The organism is Serratia sp. T13T92, assembly GCF_047530105.1.
GTDB classification, from domain to species: domain Bacteria; phylum Pseudomonadota; class Gammaproteobacteria; order Enterobacterales; family Enterobacteriaceae; genus Chania; species Chania fonticola.
The window spans coordinates 25,933-47,556 of sequence record NZ_JBLJAK010000016.1 but is presented as its reverse complement, the minus strand read 5'-3'; the positions used below and the strand labels follow the sequence as shown (position 1 = coordinate 47,556).

Annotated in this window: 18 protein-coding genes; 9 read left to right on the top strand and 9 right to left on the bottom strand. The window is 52.7% G+C overall.

From position 1 onward, the window contains the following. Positions 1-9: 9 nt before the first annotated feature. From ACMV5I_RS16030 to galU (ACMV5I_RS16015), 4 genes are all read right to left on the bottom strand, one after another. Positions 10-444, bottom strand: a complete 435-nt coding sequence (locus ACMV5I_RS16030; RefSeq protein ID WP_414822360.1) for a protein tyrosine phosphatase — start codon at positions 442-444, stop codon at positions 10-12. Positions 445-467: 23 nt separating this feature from the next. Further along, a complete protein-coding gene (locus ACMV5I_RS16025) occupies positions 468-1,604 on the bottom strand; it encodes a polysaccharide export protein (RefSeq protein WP_414824798.1) in 1,137 nt (378 codons plus the stop codon). A gap of 314 nt (positions 1,605-1,918) precedes the next feature. Further along, entirely contained in the window at positions 1,919-2,815 is an 897-nt protein-coding gene (gene galU, locus ACMV5I_RS16020) for a UTP--glucose-1-phosphate uridylyltransferase GalU (RefSeq protein WP_121606397.1), read from the bottom strand. A gap of 192 nt (positions 2,816-3,007) precedes the next feature. Then, positions 3,008-3,907: a UTP--glucose-1-phosphate uridylyltransferase GalU gene (gene galU, locus ACMV5I_RS16015; RefSeq protein WP_414824797.1), complete on the bottom strand. Its 900-nt coding sequence runs from the start codon at positions 3,905-3,907 to the stop codon at positions 3,008-3,010. A 667-nt stretch (positions 3,908-4,574) separates the two neighbouring features. Here galU (ACMV5I_RS16015) and ACMV5I_RS16010 point away from each other — a divergent pair. Further along, positions 4,575-6,161: a TerC family protein gene (locus ACMV5I_RS16010; protein ID WP_414824796.1), complete on the top strand. Its 1,587-nt coding sequence runs from the start codon at positions 4,575-4,577 to the stop codon at positions 6,159-6,161. 77 nt (positions 6,162-6,238) lie between these two features. On the opposite strand, the gene dcuC is transcribed toward ACMV5I_RS16010, so the two are convergent. Continuing rightward, positions 6,239-7,594 carry an anaerobic C4-dicarboxylate transporter DcuC gene (gene dcuC / locus ACMV5I_RS16005; RefSeq protein WP_141131766.1) on the bottom strand — a complete coding sequence of 452 codons (1,356 nt, stop codon included), beginning with the start codon at positions 7,592-7,594 and terminating at the stop codon, positions 6,239-6,241. Between the two features lie 569 nt (positions 7,595-8,163). On the opposite strand from dcuC, the gene ACMV5I_RS16000 reads away from it, so the two are divergent. The 7 genes from ACMV5I_RS16000 (at position 8,164) to araD (ending at position 15,990) form a co-directional block, all read left to right on the top strand. After that, a complete protein-coding gene (locus ACMV5I_RS16000) occupies positions 8,164-9,231 on the top strand; it encodes a zinc-binding dehydrogenase (RefSeq protein ID WP_261445440.1) in 1,068 nt (355 codons plus the stop codon). A gap of 133 nt (positions 9,232-9,364) precedes the next feature. After that, the gene (locus ACMV5I_RS15995; protein WP_261445441.1) at positions 9,365-10,282 is read left to right on the top strand and encodes a substrate-binding domain-containing protein; all 918 of its coding nucleotides are present in this window, start codon (positions 9,365-9,367) and stop codon (positions 10,280-10,282) included. A 182-nt stretch (positions 10,283-10,464) separates the two neighbouring features. Continuing rightward, positions 10,465-11,955, top strand: coding sequence for a sugar ABC transporter ATP-binding protein (locus ACMV5I_RS15990; protein ID WP_414824795.1), 1,491 nt, complete (start codon positions 10,465-10,467; stop codon positions 11,953-11,955). Then, a complete protein-coding gene (locus ACMV5I_RS15985; protein WP_021805043.1) occupies positions 11,952-12,941 on the top strand; it encodes an ABC transporter permease in 990 nt (329 codons plus the stop codon). Before ACMV5I_RS15990 ends, ACMV5I_RS15985 begins: the two co-directional genes overlap by 4 nt. Positions 12,942-12,957: 16 nt before the next feature. Beyond that, a complete protein-coding gene (locus ACMV5I_RS15980) occupies positions 12,958-14,448 on the top strand; it encodes an FGGY-family carbohydrate kinase (RefSeq protein ID WP_414824794.1) in 1,491 nt (496 codons plus the stop codon). Then, positions 14,435-15,304 carry an L-ribulose-5-phosphate 3-epimerase gene (locus ACMV5I_RS15975; RefSeq protein WP_121606391.1) on the top strand — a complete coding sequence of 290 codons (870 nt, stop codon included), beginning with the start codon at positions 14,435-14,437 and terminating at the stop codon, positions 15,302-15,304. The genes ACMV5I_RS15980 and ACMV5I_RS15975 overlap by 14 nt, the downstream gene beginning before the upstream one ends. Next, entirely contained in the window at positions 15,298-15,990 is a 693-nt protein-coding gene (gene araD / locus ACMV5I_RS15970; protein WP_121606390.1) for an L-ribulose-5-phosphate 4-epimerase, read from the top strand. Before ACMV5I_RS15975 ends, araD begins: the two co-directional genes overlap by 7 nt. A gap of 209 nt (positions 15,991-16,199) precedes the next feature. Here the strand turns inward: araD and ACMV5I_RS15965 are convergent, their stop codons facing one another. The 4 genes from ACMV5I_RS15965 to udk all read right to left on the bottom strand — a co-directional run bounded on the left by ACMV5I_RS15965 (position 16,200) and on the right by udk (position 20,585). Continuing rightward, positions 16,200-17,204 (bottom strand): LacI family DNA-binding transcriptional regulator, encoded by a 1,005-nt coding sequence (locus tag ACMV5I_RS15965; protein WP_202712353.1) that lies wholly within the window; start codon positions 17,202-17,204, stop codon positions 16,200-16,202. A 155-nt stretch (positions 17,205-17,359) separates the two neighbouring features. Next, positions 17,360-19,201 (bottom strand): outer membrane assembly protein AsmA, encoded by a 1,842-nt coding sequence (gene asmA, locus ACMV5I_RS15960; RefSeq protein WP_414824793.1) that lies wholly within the window; start codon positions 19,199-19,201, stop codon positions 17,360-17,362. A gap of 34 nt (positions 19,202-19,235) precedes the next feature. Continuing rightward, positions 19,236-19,817, bottom strand: a complete 582-nt coding sequence (gene dcd, locus ACMV5I_RS15955; protein ID WP_021805049.1) for a dCTP deaminase — start codon at positions 19,815-19,817, stop codon at positions 19,236-19,238. 126 nt (positions 19,818-19,943) lie between these two features. Beyond that, complete coding sequence (gene udk, locus ACMV5I_RS15950) at positions 19,944-20,585, bottom strand: uridine kinase (RefSeq protein WP_021180590.1); 642 nt, start codon at positions 20,583-20,585, stop codon at positions 19,944-19,946. 256 nt (positions 20,586-20,841) lie between these two features. Between udk and ACMV5I_RS15945 the strand changes: the two genes are divergently transcribed. Further along, positions 20,842-21,483 carry a phosphatase PAP2 family protein gene (locus ACMV5I_RS15945; protein ID WP_024486866.1) on the top strand — a complete coding sequence of 214 codons (642 nt, stop codon included), beginning with the start codon at positions 20,842-20,844 and terminating at the stop codon, positions 21,481-21,483. Positions 21,484-21,624 lie beyond the last annotated feature (141 nt).

Here is a 21,624-nt window from a genome sequence, read left to right as displayed (position 1 = left end):
CCTGGCTAGCTATCTGCTTAGTGCTTTAGCCCATTTTTGGGCTGATTCATCAAGAAGTTGGTACACAAACTCAAAAGATTCTCGACTTTGGCGATATGGGTCTGCAATTTCTCGTTGGTTCAGCCAATGACCAAAAAGCATAGTTTTACCCCGAACCTCTGGAGCTAATCTGCATACGCCATCGATATGACCTTTCTCCATAACTAGTATTAAGTCATATTCTCGACACATCTTGCCAGTGAGTTGTTTTCCCTGATGCCCTTCAAGAGAGAGTGAATGGTTTTTAGCAACATCAGTTGCTGTCGCATCTGCCGGTTTACCAACCAAAGCGCCTAGTCCAGCGGAAGATATTTCTTTATCTGGCAATACCTGTTTTAGCAAACGCTCCCCCGTGGGGGAACGGCAAATATTACCTACACAAACCACTAGAATAGAATTAAACATATTGCCATCCTACATAATCACTACTATGGCCAGTTACGTACACGCAATGCACCTTCGCTTAAGTTGTTAAACCCACTTATTGTAGGCACTAACTGCATAATCAAACGGTTCCAACGCGCAACAGGCGCTGTAGTAACATAAACTATATCATACGGCTGTAATTGGAATTCTGTACCCATTACCAAAGCCGTCGCGTCAGAGGCATTTAGCTGATAAATGCTGGCAAGCTTGCTGCCTTCAGTACCCCGTAGTGGGCGAATAACAAAAATCCCAGTTGCATCCGATACCGTCTGGTCCATACCTTGAGCATTGCCTAAGGCTTCTGTCAACGTCATGCCACTGCGGTCCATCTTCAAGGTAGTCTGTTGCTTGACTTCACCCATCACGAATACTTTCAGATCGTCATTACGCGGAACATAAAGAATATCACCTGGATAAAGCAGATGGTTCTGCATCAGGTCACCCTTCTGCATTAGTGCCTGAAGCGATATACGCTGCTCTTTGCCATTGTGTGTTAACACCACGTTTCGCCAGTCAGCATTTTCTGCAAGCCCACCTGCTGCGTTGATTGCATCCATCACGGTTAACGGCACATTGGTAATCGGCTGTTGGCCTGATTTTGCCACCTCGCCCGTCACATACGCTTTTTGCGAACGGAAGGCCGCAATGCTTACATCTACCTGCGGGCTTTCAATATATTGAGCAAGACGTCCTGCGATATCATTTCGCACTTGGCTAGCAGTTTTTCCTGCTACTTTCACCTTGCCAATATATGGGTAGAAGATAGTACCATCTGCATTCACCCAGTTACCTGTGTCACTGGCGCTACGGTACTGGCCTGCGGGAGTGGTTAGCTCAGGGTGATCCCAAACGGTCACCATCAGCACATCGCCCACACCAATGCGGTATTCATAGCTCTGCAGGTCACGTTCCAGTGCCGGGTTATTTTGCGCGGTGACAGATTTTGGTCGCATTTTATCAACCAAGCTCGGCGTCATCGGGTAGATATTGACCAATTCGTTCAGATTAAAATCGCTGTCTTCCTGCTTAACAACGTTTTTACCGCTTGTAGAGAGGTGGGTGCCAGGGACCACGGTACAACCGCTGATCACACTGATCGATACCAGGAGCGGTATCAGCTTCCATTGTTTCTTTGCCATCGAATTTTCATCACTTTCAAAGTAAGTAAACTTGCAACGCTAAACACCTGGCCAACCATGGCCGCTTGGGGTGGTGCTTAGCAAAATTTTTTGTTTGCGCTATGTACGGCAGTCCTGCGATACATGCATGAAAGCACTCATTGAGCAAACGTTGAGCCTGGGTTTGCTAAGATGCCTCTCAGACTCGTAGTGAGTGGCGCATGCACCAGGAGTGTTTTCATGTGCGAACCGTCTCGGACAAGTCAAAAGGCCCGCCGAGATTTCCGCAGGCCTCTAACTATAAAGATTTTTTAGCTCTTTTTCAGTACAAATTACTACAATTTTAGCTGCTCGGCCCATTCACGGAAGGCTTTGCCCTGCGTAGGGTGGCGTAGACCATAGGTCACAAACGCCCGGAGATAACCTAGTTTTTCACCGCAGTTGAACGACTCTCCCACCAGCTCCATCGCTTCTACCGTCTGTTGTTTCATCAGGTCAGCAATCGCATCGGTCAGTTGAATTCGGCCCCAGGCGCCTGGCTGAGTTTTTTCCAAAATCGGCCAGATGTCGGCAGAGAGCACATAACGACCTACAGCAGAATAATTGGATTTCAGCTGCACTTCGCGGCTTGGCTTCTCAATGATCGACGTCATGCGTGAGCTTTCACCTGGTTTTAGGGTCGTGGTCTCACATTCTGCCACCGAGTAGTCATGCAGCACATTTTCATCCGCAGGCTGTACCAGTACTTGGCTCAGCCCGTTATCTTCGAAGCGGGCAATCATATGCGCCAGGTTGTCTTTGTGCATATCGGCCTTGGCGTCATCCAGCAGCACGTCCGGCAGCACCACCACAAAAGGTGAATCACCTACCAGTGGTTTGGCACACAGTACCGCATGCCCCAGCCCTTTCGGTTGTCCTTGGCGGATGTGCATCAGGGTTACGCCCTTCGGCGTGATGGATTTAACTTCATCCAGCAGCTGACGCTTCACGCGCGCTTCAAGCATCGCCTCAAGCTCATAAGACGTGTCGAAATGGTTTTCGATCGCGTTCTTGGAGGAGTGGGTAACCAGAATGATTTCTTTGATCCCGGCAGCCACGCATTCGTTGACGATATATTGGATCAACGGCTTATCTACGATCGGCAGCATCTCTTTCGGGATCGCCTTGGTCGCAGGCAACATGCGCATACCCAGACCAGCAACAGGAATGACGGCTTTCAACTTCTTCGACATGGTGTTCCTCTTAAATCTCGTGGTCGTGCTAACCGGCTAAGGTAATTCAGATTGATGATAAAGTGGCAATGTTGCTGATTTGATAGAAAACAAACTCACCAATCCTTTCTAACCCATGGATTATCCTGACGGGCGCTGCATGCAGCGCCCCTACGTTGTAAGCCCGGTAAGGGCTTGTCAGTAGTCTCGTAATTACTTACTGTTCAGGGTCTGTTTCATCCACTGGGTGAAGTTTGCGCCTTCGGAAGGGTGGCGCAGGGCATACTGTACAAACGCCTTCATATAGCCCAGTTTGTCACCGCAGTCGTGGGATTTGCCGCTCATATGAAAAGCTTCTACCGTTTCCTGCTCCATCAGCATGGCAATAGCGTCGGTCAGTTGGATTTCATCGCCAGCTCCCGGAGGCGTTTTCTCCAGCAACGGCCAGATATCGGCTGAGAGGACATAGCGCCCCACTACGGCCAGGTTAGATGGCGCATCTTCCCGCGCAGGTTTCTCAACCACCGCGGTCATTGGTGTACTTGCACCAGCGGCTAACGCCACACCGCCGCAATCGACCACACCGTATTTTGAAACGTCCTCTTCTGGCACTGGCTCAACCATAATCTGGCTAAAACCGGTTTGCTCGAAGCGCTGGATCATTTTGGCCAGGTTTTCTTTCTGCAGATCGGCGGTAGAGTCATCCAATAATACGTCCGGCAGCAGCACCACAAATGGGTTATCCCCAATCATCGGTTGCGCGCATAACACCGCGTGGCCCAGCCCTTTGGCTTGCCCTTGGCGCACTTGCATCACCGTTACATCTGGCGGGCAGATACTTTGTACTTCGGCAAGCAGTTGGCGTTTTACTCGAGCTTCCAACGTCGCTTCCAGCTCAAAGGAAGTATCAAAGTGGTTTTCGATCGCGTTTTTCGATGAGTGTGTAACCAGTACGATATCCTTGATGCCAGCCGCAACGCATTCGCTCACGATGTACTGAATCAATGGCTTATCGACCACAGGCAGCATTTCTTTAGGGATCGCCTTGGTTGCGGGCAGCATACGGGTGCCCAAACCTGCTACTGGGATCACGGCCTTCAATCTTTTTTGCATAAATTTTTTCCACCGACAAATAACAAGTAAGTGTAACAGAGCCAGGAAAAGTGGTTACCCATAACGTCCAACTGAATTTTTAACTATAAAAATCAATCAATTACAATATTAAATTGACGTTTTAGGCACGCTACCGCCCTTGGCTTGCAGCTACCAATGCACTGTAGACAATGTTTGAACTGACAAGCGTGCAATCGACTCCACGCTTGTAGATGAACCTTGGGTTCTGTTCAGAATTTAATGAGAGGCAAGTCGCAGAGTAAGGAAAAGGCAGTGCCTTCCTGGCCAAGTGGTCAGTCTTGCTATCATTTATAGGATGCTAAGATTCTTATACTATTGACCCAGTGAAACAAGTCTTAGTGGCTTTATTAAGACCTTTTCAGAATAAGACTACTAAGGATACTCGATTTTTAAGATTTTACTCGTTTAACTACTTTATAACAAATTGATTATAATGCTTATTATCTAAGCGCAGAATTTATAAGCAGCTATTTGTTCTATGTTTTCTGGTGCTTACCTCCAGTGACAAGATCCTGGTACTGTCTAATTATTCAACTAACATAGATTACCCGCACCCAGTGCGGATTTAATGTTGAAATCCCCTCCCTCAGCGTCCATCATTCTCAATGCGGCATAAGCCGTCGAACTAAAAGGTGAAATTAGGCGTATGGAATGGATCGCAGATCCAACAATTTGGGCCGGCTTGGCCACCCTGGTTGTACTGGAAATCGTACTGGGCATTGACAACCTGATCTTTATCGCCATTTTGGCGGAGAAATTACCTAAGAAACAACGTGATAAAGCCCGCATTGTCGGTCTTTTACTGGCGTTGGTGATGCGCCTGGCGCTGCTAGCCTCGATATCCTGGCTAGCCACCCTGACCAAACCGCTGTTTGTGGCCATGGGGCACGCTTTCAGTGGCCGCGACCTGATAATGCTGGTCGGGGGTATATTCCTGCTGTTTAAAGCCACTATGGAGCTGAACGAGCGGCTGGAGGGTAAAGACGAAGAACACCATGGGTCACGCAAAGGCGCGCGTTTCTGGCCGGTGGTCGCGCAGATTGTGGTGCTGGATGCCGTCTTCTCGCTGGATTCGGTGATCACCGCCGTCGGGATGGTCGATCATCTGGCCGTGATGATGATCGCGGTGTGTATCGCCATTGGTTTGATGCTGCTAGCCAGCAAGCCTCTTACGCGCTTTGTGAATGCCCACCCCACCATTGTTATTCTGTGCCTCAGCTTCTTGCTGATGATTGGTTTCAGCCTGGTGGCCGAAGGCTTTGGCTATGCCATTCCGAAGGGCTATCTCTACGCAGCGATCGGTTTCTCGGTGATGATCGAAGCCTTGAACCAGTTTGCCCAGTTTAACCGCCGCCGTTTCCTTTCCAAGGTGCGGCCTTTGCGTGAGCGTACCGCAGAAGCCGTATTGCGCATGTTAAGCGGTAAGCATGAAGAAGCCGAGATCGACAGCCATTCGGCACATCTGCTGGCAGACAGCTATAACGAGAATGGTGAAATCTTCAACCAGCAGGAACGCCATATGATCGAGCGGGTGCTGGGCATGGCACAGCGCACCGTCAGCAGTATCATGACTTCGCGGCACGATGTGGAATACCTTGGGCTTAACGGCCCGCTGGATAAATTGACGCAGCTGTTGGAGAAAAACCAGCATACGCGCATTGTGGTAACCGAAAATAGCGCCAGCGATGAACCATTAGGGGTGATCCACACCATTGATGTGTTGAAACAACAGTTGCAGCAATCACCGCTGGATCTGCGAGCCTTGGTGCGCCAGCCGCTGATCTTCCCGGAGCAGTTAACGTTGCTGTCTGCGCTGGAGCAGTTCCGCCAGGCCAAAACCCACTTTGCGTTTGTGGTGGATGAGTTTGGTTCGGTCGAAGGGGTGGTGACGTTAACCGACGTGATGGAAACCATCGCCGGTAATCTGCCAGAGGCCGATGAAGAGGTTGATGCACGCCATGATATCCAGCAAACCAGCGAAGGCTACTGGATTGCCAATGGCCATATGCCGCTGGAAGATCTGGTGCTGTATGTACCACTGCCGATAGAAGAAAAGCGGGAATATCATACCTTGGCAGGTTTGCTGATGGAGCATTGCCAGCGCATTCCACGCGAAGGGGAACAGTTGAAGATTGGCGACTATCTGTTTGAACCGTTGGAAATCAGTAGCCACCGCATCGTGAAGGTGAAGATCACGCCGTTAATGACACCTAACGAAGAGGACGAAGAGTAAATCTTTGCTGGGCACCCGCTTGAGGTGCCCAGCATTGATGTCAAATAGGCGCAGCATGCCGCCCCCACAGGCATAGCTTACAGGTGCACTGGCACCAACAACTCAGTAGCCACAATCACCACCACCAGCCCGACAATCACCGGTACCGAGGTGCGTTTCACCACTTCGAACGGTGAGATTTTTGCCATACCGGAAACCGCTACCACTACACCAGAAACCGGCGAGAGCGTACGGCCCAGGTTGGAAGCCTGCAGCATCGGGATCACCAGGTAAGCCGGGTTAACCCCCATCTGTGCCGCCAGTTTCGGGATCAGCTCAACAAACGCATAGAACGGCGCATTACCAGAGCCGGTCGTCATCGCCGCCAGCATGGTGATCACTACCAGCACCAGCATCATGATGATACCGCCGGTGCCAAATGACTGTGCCAGGCTGATCAAGCCGCTGATGAAGCCAACGGTGCTCAAGCCTTGGGCAAACACCCCTGCCGCGACCAACAGCATCACCACGCTGGCAAACGCATCGGCCATGCCACGGTAAGCCACTTCTAAACCGGCAAACACCGTTTTGGCATTGAAGCTGCGGATAAACTCGATCACCGCGGCCATGAACATACAAATCACCAATACGGTAATGATGTGCAGCTCCGGTCCCCATTTACCATCAAAGACCAGTACCCCCAGGATCGGGGTAAACGGCAAGATGGCGTAAAAACCGGGAGCATTGGTAGTGATTTCACTCACGTCCATGATGTGGTGCTGTTCGTTGGCTTTACGGTCGAGGTAGCGCTGCCAGAAGAAGTGGGCAATCGCCATACAGACAATGGCGGCGATGGAGATCGGCAGCGTGGTTTTGAAGGCGAAATCCACCAGCGGCATTTCGGCCGCCTTGGCTGCCAGCACCACATCACCCGAAGTAGGCGAAAGGATAATGGCTGCAGGAGAAGCACAGATAGCCGCCGCCGCGCCACGGCTGATCCCCACGTTAACCATCAACGGGAACAGCGTTGCCATCAGTAGCACGCCCAGCCCTGTCGCCGAAGAGACGGCCAGTGACATCAGGCAGGCAACAAAGTAGGCCGCAATCATCAGCAAATACGGGGAGTTGATCATCTGCAGCGGGCGGGAGGCCAGCTTGACCACCACGTCATTGGCGCCAATGTGCGTCATATAGGCGGCGAAGCCACACAGCATCATGATCATCATGCCGAGATCGCCACCGCGGCTCATCAGCAGGATTTTGACATATTCGAAAATATCGGTGGCGCGCCAGCCGGTCGAAGTCGCACTGGCGGGCAGCAGATTTTTGCCCATAAATGCACTCACCGCCAGCAGCACCAGGCCGCCAACCATTAACACCCCGGTGGCAGAATAGCCCTTGATGATGTAACGGCCAACGAACACCGCCACCAAGGCTCCAATCAGAAGTTCCATTGTTATTCCTCGATTTAATTATTTTATTTCAGCTCATCGCCCGATAGCAGCCGAATAACGCCACACTCTGCCGAAAATCAGTACAGGATATTATGACATTCATCAATGTTGCGGGGGGAAACTATCAACAAATCGTGAAATTCCAAGCCAGGTTGCTTTGGCGATAGCCTTCCACCTGGCGGGTAGATACCGGAAACTGCAGCCAGACAGCCCAGAGTAAGCCAACTGACCATCCAGCCGGATAATAATTGATTTAATTTCAATAAATTAAATGACTCACCGCTCCCCTATCTTACATACAGCCGACATAACATTGTGATCATGATCTGAATTTGTAGAATCTTTACGCCAGATGTTAACGATGTGTGAGTTTGATCAAACAAATGTTTTCTCCAGTTTGGTTATATGATCGCCAATGTTCACGTTGTCATTTTTGGTAAATCGTTCAAACTTGTTCATAAGACAATGAATGATATCACTTAAATAAGTATTAGCCTTTTTATTTCCCTAAAAATGACAACGTCAACATTGGTTTCGTATCACTATCTAGCATGATAATGGAGAGGAAAATGAGTCAGTTACCCGAAAAGATGAGCGCGGTAGTTTGCCATGGCCCGCAGGATTACCGGTTTGAACAAGTCCCTACCCCACTACCTAAAGCCAAAGAGTTGGTGATCAAGGTCGAAGGTTGCGGGATCTGTGCCGGCGATTGTAAGTGTAAAAACGGTGCCCAGATGTTTTGGGGTGAAAACCCTTGGGTAAAACCGCCGGTCGTACCCGGCCACGAATTCTACGGCCGCATTGTTGCCATGGGAGAAGGCACAGAGCAGAAGTACAAGATTGGCGAACGCGTCATTGCCGAACAGATCGTACCCTGCTGGGAGTGCCGTTACTGTAAGTCCGGCAGCTATTGGATGTGCGAAACGCACAATATCTACGGCTTCCAAAAGGACGTGGCCGAGGGGGGAATGTCGGAATACATGCGTTTTTCCGCTAATGCCATCGTGCACAAGATCCCGGAAAGCCTCAGCCATGAAGATGCCGTGCTGATCGAGCCGATGGCCTGTGCCATCCACACCGTTGCCCGTGGGGATATCCAGTTAGACGACGTTGTGGTGCTGGCCGGTGCCGGGCCGTTGGGTCTGTGTATGGTGCAGGTTGCCAAGTTGAAAACACCGAAAAAGCTGATCGTGATTGATGCCATCGACGAACGTTTGGAACTGGCAAAAGCGTTCGGTGCCGACGTGGTCATCAACCCGCTCAAGGAAGATGCCGATAAAATCGTCAAGGCATTAACCGACGGCTACGGTTGTGATGTTTACATCGAAGCAACCGGCGCACCGATCGGCGTGACCCAAGGATTGCAGATGATCCGTAAGCTCGGCCGCTTTGTCGAGTTCAGCGTGTTTGGCAAGGAAACCACCGTAGACTGGTCCATTATCGGCGATCGCAAAGAGTTGGATATTCGCGGGGCGCACCTGGCACCTTACAGCTATGAAATTGCCATCGATCTTTTTGAACGCGGTCTGGTGACCTCCAAAGGCGTGGTGACCCACAGTTATTCACTAGAAGAGTGGGATCAGGCATTTGCCTTGGCAGATTCAACGGATTCCATCAAGGTTATTTTAGTTCCTTAATATTGAGTGATTAGTTTTAAGCAAACAATGATAACGCCCTTTGATGGCGAGGCCGACCTCTGGCCGATAACGACCTAATTATTATAAATAACACTGAAAGAAAGACACCGCCCCTACAACAGGAGAATAAACTATGTTTTCATTATTCAAGAAAACCTTACCCGTGATACTCGCCGGCGGCATGCTGCTGGCCAGCCAATCGGTATTAGCCAAACAGATCACCATTGGCGTTTCATTCCAGGAAATGAATAACGACTATTTTGTCTCCATGAAACAGGCATTAGAGCAGGCCGCCGGTGATATTGGCGCCAAGCTTTATATTGCGGATGCCCATCATGATGTCTCAAAGCAGATTAATGATGTGGAAGATATGCTGCAAAAGAAAGTCGATATTTTACTGATTAACCCGACAGATTCGGTTGGCGTGCAGTCGGCGGTCATCTCGGCCCACAAGGCCGGAGCGGTGGTCGTGGCGATCGATGCCCAGGCCGAAGGCCCGTTGGATTCCTTTGTCGGTTCGGAAAACTATGATGCCGGTTTCCAGGCGGGTGAATACCTGGCCAAATCCCTGGGCAACAAAGGCAAAGTGGCGATCCTGGACGGTATCCCGGTGGTGCCGATCCTGGAACGCGTCCGTGGCTTTGAAGACGCCATTAAAAAGCATCCGGAAATGAAGATTGTCACCAAGCAGAACGGCAAGCAAGAGCGTGATACCGCACTGACCGTAACCGAAAACATGCTGCAATCCACTCCCGATCTGGCCGGTATCTTTAGCGTCAACGACGTAGGTGCCCTGGGTGCATTGGCAGCCATTGAGAGTAACGGTGCCAAGGTCAAGTTGGTCAGTGTCGATGGCCAGCCTGAAGCGATTAAGGAGATCCTGAAACCGAACTCACCGTTTATCGCCACCTCCGCACAGTTCCCACGCGACCAGGCACGTATTGCCTTGGGGATTGCGCTGGCCCGCCATTGGGGTGCCAACGTGCCAAGCACCATTCCGGTGAAAGTGAAGCTAATCGACAGCAGCAACGCCAAAGGCTTTAGCTGGTAAACGCCTGGCCTCGAGTTTGATGACCACGCGGCAATGCTGCTGAATGTGTAGTTTGCCTCAAACCAACGCATTGATTATCAAAGCGGGCGCAGAATACGGCGCCCCTACAACACAACGAGCCGGTTGAGGTTTGTACCCGCCCCATTTCACAACTGTGGGTATAAAACCCGAAGGAGTTAACCGTGACGGCGTTATTAGAATTAAAACAGATCAAGAAGTCCTTTCCGGGCGTGAAGGCGTTGGACGGTATTGACCTCACCATTCAACACGGCCAAATACACGCCTTGCTAGGGGAAAACGGAGCCGGTAAATCGACGTTGGTGAAAATCCTGTGTGGTATTCACCAACCGGATTCAGGCGAAATAATCATGGAGGGTACCAGCCGCCAGTTTGATAATTATCGGCAGGCCATTAACGCCGGAGTGGGGATCATATTTCAGGAGTTCTCGCTTATTCCTTATATGAACGCCCTGGACAATATTTTCCTCAACCGGGAAATCAAGAACCGCTGGGGATTATTAGATCGCAAAGCCATGCGCAAAAAAGCCGAGGCTATTTTCAAACGGCTGACGGTGAATATCGATCTGGATTGCCCGGTGGCGCAGTTGAGCGTGGCGCAGCAGCAGTTTGTCGAGATTGCCAAGGCGCTGTCGCTGGACGCCCGCATACTGGTGCTGGATGAGCCTACCGCCACCTTGACGCCGGGCGAAGCCGATCACCTGTTCAGCGTAATGAACGATCTGAAACTGCTGGGCGTCGGCATGATTTTCATCTCGCACCACCTGGATGAAATCTTCACTATCTGCGACCAGATCACCGTCTTGCGCGATGGCACCTATGTGCAAACGCTGCCCACGGCCGACACCAACGTGGATGAACTGGTGAAGCTGATGGTCGGGCGCAAAATCGAAAATGCCTTCCCGGTGAAATCGCACCCTGTCGATACCTCAGTTCGCCTGCTGGAAGCCAGCATTCAGCGCACCAAGCATCAGCAGGAAGATCGCTTCCACCTGTTCAAAGGCGAGATCCTGGGATTTGCCGGGTTGGTGGGCTCGGGCCGTACCGAGACGGTCTCTGCGCTGATCGGTGCCAGCGCCTGCTATCGCAAGCAGGTCAGCCTGAGTGGGCAACCAACCACCCTGCGTAACCCGGCTTTGGCATTGAAGCAAGGCATTGGCCTGCTGCCGGAAAGCCGTAAAACCGAGGGGCTGGTGCTGCCCTTTTCCGTAGCACAGAACATCACCCTCAACCGCCACGAACGGTTCGGCAAGATATTCGTTAACGCCCGCAAGGACGACGATATCGTTCAGCGCCTGATCCGTGCGGTAGGCGTGAAAACCCCGGATGCGGATACCGCCGTCAACACCCTGAGCGGCGGCAACCAGCAAAAAGTGGTCATTGCCCGCTGGCTGAACAATGACTGCAACATCCTTATTTTTGATGAGCCTACCCGTGGCATTGATGTCGGCGCCAAATCCGAAATCTATCAGCTGATGCAACAGCTCACGCAGAAAGGCATTTCTATCATCATGATTTCATCCGAGTTACCGGAAATCATCGGCGTTTGCGATCGCGTGCTGGTGTTCCGTGGCGGCCACATTGTTGCCGAATTGGCAGGGGATGAAATCGAGTCTCATAACATCATGCTTCATGCAACCGGGAGTGCATTATGATCGGAATTGAACAATCCCCACCTACCCACGCGGCCCAGAAGCAGAGCCTCGGCAAGCGCTGGGAGAAGTTGCTGCACCACCCCGCGATGCTGCCTTTTATCGGCTTCGCCATTCTGTTCCTGCTGATGAGCGGGCTTAATGACAGCTTCCTGACGGTCAACAACCTGACTAACGTGGCACGCCAGGTGTCGATCAACGCCATTATTGCCGTGGGCATGACCTGCGCAATCCTGACTGGGGGCATCGATCTCTCGGTCGGGCCGGTGATGGCACTGTCCGGTTCAATTGCCGCTGGCTTGATGCTCGGAGGGATCCCTATTCCTCTGGCGATGGTCGCCGCGTTGGCGATCGGCGCCCTGTTTGGTCTGGCCAACGGTGCCTGCATTGCCTATCTGCGCATGCCACCGATTATCGTCACCCTGGCCTCAATGGGTATCGCCCGTGGTTTGGCACTGCTGTACACCGGCGGCTACCCGATTTCTGGCTTGCCGGACATGTTCTCCTTCTTCGGCCGCGGTTCCGTATTAGGTATTCAAGTACCAGTGCTGATCATGGTCGGCGTTTATATTCTGGCCTACCTGATGCTTAACCACCTGCCGTTTGGCCGCTATGTCTACGCCATTGGCGGCAACGAAGAAGCCGCGCGCCTGAGCGGGATCCGCGTGCCCCGTTACAAAGTCCTGGTGTATGTGGTGAGCGGAACGACCGCTGCACTGGCTGGGTTGGTACTCACTTCACGCCTGATGAGCGGGCAGCCCAACGCCGGTGAAGGTTTTGAGCTGGATGCCATCGCCGCCGTAGTGCTTGGGGGGGCCGCCATCTCCGGTGGCAGAGGCGCCATTATCGGCACGCTGGTAGGCGCCATGATGCTTGGCGTACTGAATAACGGCCTCAACCTGATGAGCGTGTCGCCTTACATCCAGAACGTGGTCAAGGGCGGCATTATCCTCGCCGCTATCTACCTCAGTTCCAGCCGCCGTAAATAAGCTAAGGAGAACCGATATGGGATATTTTCTGGGCATTGATATTGGCGGCACGCTGATCAAGGCGGGTCTATACCGAGCTAACGGTGAGGAAATTGCCGTAGCGGAATGTGATGGGGAAACTGTTTCCCCACAACCCGGTTTCTCTGAACGCGAGATGGAACCCTTGTGGCGTGACCTTTGCCAGACCATTCACCAGGTACTCAGCCTCGCGGATATAACCGGCGATCGGGTGCGTGGCGTAAGCTTCTCATCACACGGCAAAGGGCTATATGCGATTGATAAAAAGGGCCTGCCGGTCCGCAACGGCATCGTTTCTTCGGATACTCGTGCCGGGGCGATGGTGGTTGAGTTACAGCAGCAAGGTATCGAAGCCGTCACCTACCCCCGTAGCCTGCAACCCATCTGGAACAGCCATCCGGCAGTGCTGTTACGTTGGTTGAAACAGCATGAGCCCGCGCAATATGAGGCGATTGATCGAGTGCTGATGGCTCATGACTACCTGCGCTTTCGCCTGACGGGTGAAGCAACGGCGGAGATCACCAACATCTCCGGCAGCAACCTGTTCAACCAGCAAACAGCCGACTACGACCCAGTGTTGATGGCGGCATTCGGCATTGAGGAAGTGGCCGACAAAACCGCGCCACTGCTAGGTTCCGCCGAGCTTGCCGGGCAAGTGACCTCTACTGCTGCCGCCCAATGCGGATTACCGGCAGGAACGGCGGTGTATGGCGGCCTGTTTGATGTGGTTGGCGCGGCCTTGTGCTCGGGAGTGGTCGACGATCGCACCCTGAGCGCCGTGGCGGGTACCTGGTCGATCGCTACCTGCGTAACGGAGAACCTGATCCCCTCCTCCCATCCTTTTGCCTGGGGGCGTTATTGCATGGAGGGCCGCTACTTTGTTCACGAAGGCAGCCCAACCTCGGCGAGCAATCTGGCCTGGTTCTTACGGCAGTTTTGCGACAACGATCATCAGCGTTATGCGCAGTTCAACCGTTGGGTACAAGAACGCAGCAAACAGCCGAGTGACATCACATTCCTGCCGTACCTGTTCGGCTCCAACCTCGGTAGCAATCTGCCGGGCGGGCTGATTGGCCTGGGCGGGCACCATGACATGGCCGATATCGTGCATGCGATCTATCAAGGCATCGTGTTCTCTCATCTGGTTCATCAGGATCGTCTGGTGGCGCTAAATCCACGCGTAGAGCGTATTCGCATGACCGGCGGCCCCACGCAGTCCGACGTCTGGATGCAGATGTTTGCCAACGCCGGTAATTTGCCGCTGGAAGTGGTGAATATCCAGCAAAGTGGCTGCCGTGCCGCAGCGATCTGTGCCGCCGTGGGTGCCGGGGAGTACAGCAGCTTTACCGAGGCCGTGCAGGTTATTCAGCCTGAAGTACATACCTATTACCCCGACACGGCGGCTAACCGACGCTTACGCGATCGCTTTGCGGGCTACCTGAATATCGCCCACGTTTTAAATGAGGCCAACCAGCATGCAAACCACTAATAACGTCTCGCTTGGGCTGTACGAAAAAGCCTTACCAGCGGATCTTGATTGGGCACAACGCCTGGGTATTGCCAGCGAGCTGGGTTTCCAGTTTATGGAGATCTCCATTGATGAACAGCCGGAGCGTCAGCAGCGCCTGGACTGGGATCGGCAACAGCGGCTGGCGCTTATCAACGCCCGTTTTGACAGTGGCATCACGGTGCCCAGCATGTGCTTATCCGCCCATCGTCGTTATCCGTTTGGCAGCCATGATGCCGCTATCCGCCAACAGGCACGCACGTTGATGGAAAAGGCATTGGATTTCGCCGTCGACGTCGGGATCAGGAATATTCAGCTAGCGGGGTATGACGTCTATTACGAAACTGCCGATCGCCATACACGCCAGCGTTTTATCGAAGGTATGCAATGGGCGGTAGAGCTGGCGGCCAAGGCACAGGTGATGCTGTCCGTGGAGATCATGGATACCACCTTTATCAACAGCATCAGCAAATGGCGCGAATTTGCCAGGCAGATTGAAAGCCCGTGGTTTACCGTCTATCCCGATATCGGCAACCTCAGCGCCTGGGGCAATGACGTCGATTTTGAGCTGGAGCAAGGCATCGACAAAATCACCGCCATCCATTTAAAAGATACTTTGCCAGTGCTGCCTGGCACCACAGGGCAATTCCGCGATGTGCCTTTCGGCAGCGGCTGCGTGGACTTTGCTCATACCTTTGCCGTGTTGAATCGGCTCAACTATCGCGGCCCATTCCTGCTGGAAATGTGGACACGCAACGATGGCCAGGATATCCAGCATATCACCCAGGCCAAGAGCTGGATCGAGCAGCAGATGAAACAGGGAGGCATCACATGTTAAGTGAGTTGAAGCAGCAGGTATTGGCGGCCAATCTCAGCCTGCCGGGTTATGGTTTGGTGACCTTTACCTGGGGTAACGTGTCGGCGATCGATCGCCAGCAGGGGCTGGTGGTGATCAAACCTTCGGGGATCGCCTATGAGGTGATGACGATAGACGATCTGGTGGTGGTGGATTTGGACGGAGTTATCCAAGAAGGGCAGCGTAAACCGTCCTCGGATACCGATACTCATTTGGCGCTGTATCGCGCCTTTCCCGAGATTGGCGGCATCGTCCATACCCACAGCCGTAATGCCACCATCTGGGCACAGGCTGGCCAGGCGATCCCGGCCCTGGGCACCACCCATGCCGACTATTTTTATGGTGACATTCCCTGCACCCGCCCTATGCGTGAGGACGAGATTGCTGGCGACTATGAGCGGGAAACTGGCCAGGTGATTATCGAGACGTTCCAACAGGCGAAGCGCGATCCGCAGCAGGTGCCGGGGGTGTTGGTCTATTCTCACGGGCCGTTCGCCTGGGGAAAAACGGCGGCGGATGCGGTGCATAATGCGGTGGTGATGGAGGAAGTGGCGGCAATGGCGATGGCCACGCGGCAATTGACTCCGACGATCCCGCCAATGCAGCCCGCGCTGTTGGATAAGCACTTTTTACGCAAGCACGGTAAAAATGCTTACTATGGGCAGTAATGGGGTGGATTAGCCTGATAACTCAGCGAATTACCCCTCACCCTAACCCTCTCCCACAGGGAGAGGGGACCGATCGAGTTCGTTGATTGCCCTGAGTAAGACCTTGCCTTTCTTGTTTTTACTCCCTACTTTCCGAAGCTACACGGGCTACGTATGCGCACCGTACAGCTCCCTCTCCCTGTGGGAGAGGGTTGGGGTGAGGGGCAACATCACTCGACAAGCAACATCCCGGTAAAGAATTCCCGCCTCAATGGCTGATCGCTGTGATTATTTTTAATCGCATTAAACAATAACTCCGCCGCGATTTCCCCTAACACCTGCGTATCGTGATAAACCCCGGCAATATGCTGCCCATAATCCCGCGCCTTGGGCGGTTCATCGATCGAGAAGAATTTCACCCGATGGTAAATACCCAACTGATGACATAAAGAAATTGCACCCAGCGTGATAATACCGTTGAGGCCCACGATATAATCCGGTTGATGCCGTTCATCGGCAAGATATTCTTTTACCCGTGCCGCCTGCGAAATAAAATCATAGTCGCCATGGATAATGGTGATTTTACTCCCCTTCTCCTCCAGAGCATCAATAATTCCCTGGGTTCGCGCCAAGGTAATTTCCGAGTCGGCCGGGCCACCCAGGATCAGGATATTACTTTCCGGCTGCTCGGCCAGATATTTCCCGGCCAGTTTGCCAATCTCTTGGTTGTTGAGGAACACGCCACTAAGCTGTTGATTATAAATGTCCCTGTCGATCAGGATCAGCGGAGTATGATAGCGTTCGGCCTGATCAAGGTAGGCGGGTTGATAGTGCCGATCGTCGCGTACGGCAGAGAGCAAAATGCCCCGCGCCTTATAACCGAACAGGGCCTGCACCGCCTGCATTTCAGCCTCTTCGCTGCCGTCGGTATCAAACAGCATAATCTGATAGCCCTGCATGCGGGCAATGCGCGATACGGTTTGGATCAGGTTGGAATAAAAAGGGTTATACATGCTGCTGGTAACAATGCCGATAATTTGGCTACTGCTTTTCTTTAATCCCTGAGCGAAAGCATTGGGAACATAATTAAGCTCTTTGGCAATAGCATGAATTTTCTCTAGCGTTTCAGACTTTACCAGTTCGGGTTTATTAAAAGCACGGGAGACAGTGATATTGGTCACGTTGGCTCGGCGGGCAATATCCACAATGGTGGCATTAGAATTCGCTTTTGACACCGTCAATCCTTGCTTTATTCATTAACAGATCCCTTATTGTAGGGAAGCCATCAGCAGTATGCCAGATGAATATCAAAGGTATCGATTTTGTCGTTTGGGGGGCAAACCCGCGCTCACCATAACCTAAAGAGAGCGCGGGCAGTGTTTGATAAGGTTTACAGCTTATCGAGCAGCTTTTTCAGATCCTGGCCATCCTGGGAGCCTTTATTCTTCTCCGCCCACTTGTTCAAGGCATCTTTGGCTCGATCCTGCAGTTTCTTACGCAATAGCTGATCGACCTGTAGCTGATAATTGAGCTGATCCCAAGGGCCATAGACACGCAGTGGGATCGGCGTTTCGCGCAGTTGTGCGATTAACGCATTGTTGCCCTGCCAACCCCCCGTTACCAGTACGTTCATGGTTAAATCGCACTGTTTTCCAGGCATATTGAGCGTACCGCTGCCGGTCAGGCTCATCACCGGTGACTCTGCCTGTAGCCCACTGAGCGTGATCTGCCCTTTGCTCAAGCTGGCCTTGGCGCTCATTTGTTGCACCGCGGTGTAGCGCTGGTTGTTATCCTCACCACGCACGCTACTGTCATTACGCGCCACGGCTTGCTGGATAAGCTGTTGGATATTCAAACCATGAAGTTGCGCATTCTGCATGGACAGCTCCGCCGTTCCTTGCCAGCGATGTTCGAAAGCCTTGGCATTGAGACGGTCGCCGCTCAAATCGCCCTGCATGTTGAACGTGCCGGTCAACGCCGATGGCATGTCGAAGGCCTTGAGTACCTCGCCCAGCTCAATTTGCCGTAACTGCGGCTGCAGTTTAATCAGCGGCTTATCAGTTCGCGCATCCATCGAACCAGGCAGGGAGAAATCACCACTGGCCAACTTGCCAGACAGCGTAGTCACCGTCATTAATCCCTGTTGGTTGCTTGCCTGCACCGCCAGCTGATTAATCGACATCCCACGATAGGTAACCTGGTCCGCCTTCAGCTTGAGTTGCGCGTTGAAGTCACGTAACACCTGTAAATTCTGTTGCGGATCGTCCGCCTGATTGGCAATCACCGGGGATGCAGTCACCGGCGGCGGCAGCTTCTCCTCATCAGGGGTTTTTGTCTGCCAGCCCGAGAGTGCATCCAGATTGAGTTGTGTGGCACTGAGATCCAAGGTGTAAGCAGGCACTGGTCCGAACTGCGCGCTAGCACTCCCAGTCAACTGGCTATCATTGGCACTGAGCATCAGTTGGCTCAAGACAATCTGCTGCGAAGCCTGCTGATAAACCGCCTGTACGCTCCCTTCCCCCTTGATGGCACCGGCAAGAATATCTGCGCCCTCAAGCTGGTAGCTAAACTGCGTGACCTGCGCGCCTATCTGGCGGGGAAACTGTTGCAGATCGAGATTGGCCGCCAGGTTGAAGCTCAGATCGCGTTGGTCGCGATTCACCCTGCTGGAAAGCTCTATCTGCGCCTGATGCTTGTCATTCTGCTGCAGGGTCAGATTGATATCACGAACGTTAATCTGCTCGTTGTTGGCTCGCTGCCAGATCAGCAAGCTGTCCACCACCCGCAGGTTGTCGATATCAAATTTCCACAGGGAGCCCGAGCTATCATCCGCCTGGTTACCACCGGGGGCGATAGGGGCATTGGGCTGGCTTTGCTCTGCGCTGTCGGGGGTCAGGCGGATAACGGCATTTTTCAGCATCACCTGCTTAACGTAAAGCTGGTGGGAAAGGAGCGGCAGCAGTTTGACATCCAGACGCATATTATCTGCGCTGACCGCCGGAGCCGCAGCCCCTGGCGCCGTCAGCGTCATTCGCCCGGCAAGAATGCTCAACTGCGGCCAGACGTGCCAACGAAGGTCGCCTTCCAGCGTCAGATGATAGCCACTGCTCTGCTCAACCTTCTTGATCATATAGCCGCGGAAATCATTCGGATTAACCAACAGCACCAAGGCAGACATCCCTGCCACCAGCACCACCAGCAAAATCACCAAAGTCGTCAGTAGTCTTCTCATGCCATCCTCGTGTCAGCGTAATACCGGTTCGCTGTTAATCCTTGTCAATACGACTGGCCACGGCCCCTTGCTGATCCCTGTATTTCGCGTCCTGGCGGCTATTGTATGGCCGTGACGCAGGCCCGGAAAGCGGTTCGAAACTCAGCGCACCGATCAACATGCCAGGGCGTAATGCCAACGGCAGCTTACCTGAATTATAGAACTCCAGCACAATACAGCCTTGCCAGCCTGGATCGATACGGTGTGCGGTAACGTGCACCATCAATCCCAGGCGGGCTAACGAAGAGCGGCCATCGAGCCAGCCAACCAGATCGTTAGGGATGGTGACCGACTCCAGCGTCACCGCCAGCGCCAGTTCACCTGGATGAAGGAAGAAGGCTTCGCCTTCCGGCAGCACAATTTCGTCGCTCATTACGCGGTCGAGGGCAGCGCTCACTTCATCCTTTGGGCCACTGAGATCGATAAAGGCAGCGGTATGGCCACGGAACACGCGGAACTGATTGCCCAGACGGACATCCACTGTGGCCCCGTTAATACGCTCAATGGGAGGACGCGGTGAAATCACCAGTTTTCCGTTATCCAGCCAGGCTTCGATATCGCGGTCGCACAGTCTCATTATTTTCTCCATTCCATCAAGGCGCATAAACTTATACGAAAATTGCCACACAACGGGCTCAAGGTCTATGTCAGGGCTCAAATAGTTCGCTAAAGGCCAGCAAAAACAGGCTGGCCTGTTAATGAGTTATTCAAAGAATTGGCTGATTTTTGCCTTCAGGATATCTATCGCGATACGGTTTTTACCCCCGCGCGGTACGATAATATCGGCGTATTGCTTTGAAGGCTCAATAAACTGCAGGAACATTGGGCGGACGGTTTTCTGGTACTGCGCCATCACGGAATCCATGGAGCGGCCACGCTCATTCACGTCGCGCTTCATACGGCGCATCAGGCAAATATCCAGCGGGGTATCGACAAAGATCGAGAAGTTCATTTCCTGGCGCAGGCGGATATCCGTCAATAACAGGATCCCTTCCAGGATGATGACTTTCTTGGGCTCGAGATGGATCGTCTCTTTCTTACGCGTATGTTCGGTGTAGCTATACAGCGGCAGCTCAATCGCCTGGCCGGATTTCAGCATTTGCAGATGCTGGAACAGCAGATTGTGATCCATGGCGCTGGGGTGGTCATAGTTGGTTTTGACCCGCTCTTCCATGGTCAGGTGCGTCTGGTCTTTGTAGTAACTGTCTTCCGGGATCACACCGATATGTTGATCGCCAACCTGATCGCGAAGTTCGCGGTATAACGTACTGGCAATAAGGCTTTTTCCGGAGGCTGATGCGCCAGCTATACCAATAATGACGCACTGATGCGACTTGTCAGTCATAAAATTAAAGACCTGATTTCATATGTGGGGAAAGGGGGTATAAAACAGGTCAATTATAGGGAGTTAGTGCTCTCGGCGCCAGCGTTTAGACGGTAAGGCGGGAGATTATCCCCACAAACCGGCGTAATTGACATGCAGAGTATCTTTTGCCGCGGGATTTAAGATTTTTTACGCTACTGCAAATCGGCGACTCAGGGTACAATTCACGCCATCATCAAGACCGTCTTCGATCCTATTTCTTAGAGTACAACCGCACATGAACTGGCATTTTCTGACTTTTTTTGGTGACAGCATGCTGCTGCTGCCCTGCGCAGCCATCGTCTTTATTATTTTACTCCTGTCCCCTACCAGTAGAAAACCAACCTGGCAATGGATGCTGTTGTTTGGCGGCGTGGGTGCCGTAGTTTGCGTATCGAAGCTGGCGTTTATGGGTTGGGGCATCGGCAGCCGCCACTGGGATTTTACCGGGTTCAGTGGCCACTCGGCCCTGTCTGCCAGTATCTGGCCGGTTTTGCTGTGGTTGCTCTGTGGGCGTTTTTCATCGCCAGTCAGACGCACCGCGGTGATCGTCGGCTATCTGTTGGCCGCCGTAGTCGGTTATTCACGTTTGGTGATCCACGCCCATTCTACTTCTGAGGTGATCACCGGTCTGGCGCTCGGCTTTATCGTCAGCAGCACCTTCTTAATACTACAACGTGGCACGCAGCCACCGCGGCTGTCCTACCGCAAAATCGCCGTTACGCTGGCGCTGCCCCTTGTCCTGATCAATTCCGGCACTGCGGCACCGACCCAGGGGTTACTGGAAAGGATTGCCGTGACTATTGCACCGGTAGAAAAACCTTTTGTCCGGGCTGATTTGCACAAAAAACCACAGGTTTCAGCACCTCAGAGTCGTTAATGACCCCTCCCCCCAACACTCCCATAGGGAGAGGGAACCGATCGAGTTAGGTTGAAAGTGTAGTGATTCTTCATCAGTACCAGCTGACTGACCCTGTTCATCCTGGTTAAAGTGACGGTCGAGCTGCCTGATCACCTTATT